This is a genomic window from uncultured Mycobacterium sp. (genome assembly GCF_964249325.1).
In the GTDB taxonomy this organism is placed as follows: domain Bacteria; phylum Actinomycetota; class Actinomycetes; order Mycobacteriales; family Mycobacteriaceae; genus Mycobacterium.
The window spans coordinates 1397-3064 of sequence record NZ_CAXUCH010000361.1; the positions used below are offsets into that span (position 1 = coordinate 1397).

Consider the following 1668-nt stretch of genomic DNA (forward strand, 5'->3'; position numbering starts at 1 on the left):
CTCTTGTGGCGTGAGGAAGGTGGCGGTCTCGTCGACGACCGCTGAGCGCTCATCGCCGAGCACCCCGGGCCGCACCGAGAACACCGAAAACATCAGGTAGCGGATGGTGGCGTTGAGGGCGTCGTAGTCCAGGCGGGCCATGGGTCTATGGTGCCACGCCGGCACTCAGCAGCTCCGATACCGCGCGACCGGCCGCGGCAATACACGCCGGAACCCCGATACCGTCGAGGTAGTTTCCTGCCACCGCCAGCGTCGGCGGCAACCCGGCGCGCAGCTCGGCCACGAGATCGGCATGGCCCGGGCCGTACTGCGGCATCGCGTCGAACCAGCGCCGAACCCGGACGTCGACCGGCTCGACCGTCAGTCCGAAGACGGTGGCCAAATCTGCCAAAGCCCAAGACAATAGCTCGTCGTCGGACGCGCGGCGGCTCGCGTCGTCGTCGAACCGCCCGAACGACAGGCGCAGCAGCTCGACCACACCGGGGCCACCCCACTTCCGCGACGACAGCGTGATTGCCTTGGCGTGCAACGGTTCCCCGCTGGCGACCAGCACACCGGACTGCTCCGGAAACCCGCTGTCGGGCGGCACCGCCAACGCCACCAATACCGACGATGCGCTCGCGATTCGGCCCGCGGCCGCCGCAGCGCGGGGGGCGATTCCGGCGACGAGGTTGCCCAGCCGCGGGGCCGGTACCGCCACAATGACGGCGTCGGCCCGCCACGTGCCGCCGGTGTCGTCGCTCAGCATCCAGCCGGGCTCGGCGGGCTCAATCCGGCGGATAGCGGTTTGCACCCAGCGCAGCCCGCTGCGGCGGGCCAGCTCGTTGACCAGCACGGTGTAGCCGCCGTCGACTGCGCCGAACACCGGGCCGCTGGTTGCGCCCGGCAGCGCGGCCAGGACCGCCTCGGTCAGGTTGGCGGCGCCGCCGTCGAGAGCCGTAGCCAATCCAGGCGCCGCCGAGCGCAGCCCGATGGTGGCGGCCGAACCGGCGTACACACCACCCAGCAGCGGATCCACCGACCGGGCCACCACCTGCTCGCCGAACCGGTCGGCGACCAAGGCGGCCGTTGCGGGGTCGTCGCCGGAACGCCAGTTCAGCAGTCGGTTGGGTTCTTCGGCGATGTGCGCGACGGTCCCCTCGTCGACCAGCCCCGCCATGGATTCCGCCGACGACGGGATCCCGACGACGGTGCCCGACGGCAGCGGGTGCAGCCGGCCCTGGCTGTAAATCAGCGGTCGTGCGCTGGCGGTGCCCAGTTGGCGATCGGAAAGACCCAGCTCGGCCAGCAACGCCGGCACTTCGGGGCGACGCGTGACGAACGCCTCGGCGCCCACGTCCATCGGCCGCCCACCGACCCGCTCAGTGCGCAGCACGCCACCGAGGCGATCGGCCGGGTCGAACACCGTGATGGTCGCGTCGTCGACGCAAGCGCGTAGCCGATAAGCCGCCGTCAATCCTGAAATACCGCCTCCGACAATGCAATACGAGCGAGGCGTCATAGCGAGTGCACCAGCGACACCAGGTCGGTGAGCACGCCTGGATCGGTTTCGGGCAGCACCCCATGTCCCAGGTTGAAGATGTGCCCGGCCGCGCCGGAGGCGACCGCACGACGCCCGTCGTCGACCACCGCGCGCGCCGCGCGCTCCACCACCGGCCAGCCCGCCAG

General features: G+C 71.0%; 2 protein-coding genes and 1 pseudogene (1 of these 3 running past the window's edge). All 3 read right to left on the minus strand.

Features of this window, described 5'->3' with window-relative positions:
- A pseudogene (gene hemQ, locus ACFE99_RS24420) lies at positions 1 to 141 on the minus strand (hydrogen peroxide-dependent heme synthase); it reaches 509 nt to the left of the window's first position.
- 4 nt (positions 142 to 145) lie between these two features.
- Entirely contained in the window at positions 146 to 1501 is a 1356-nt protein-coding gene (locus ACFE99_RS24425) for a protoporphyrinogen oxidase (RefSeq protein ID WP_375489372.1), read from the minus strand.
- On the minus strand, positions 1498 to 1668 hold a 171-nt coding region (locus tag ACFE99_RS24430; protein WP_375489374.1), incomplete at its 5' end, for a uroporphyrinogen decarboxylase family protein. The genes ACFE99_RS24430 and ACFE99_RS24425, both read right to left, overlap by 4 nt.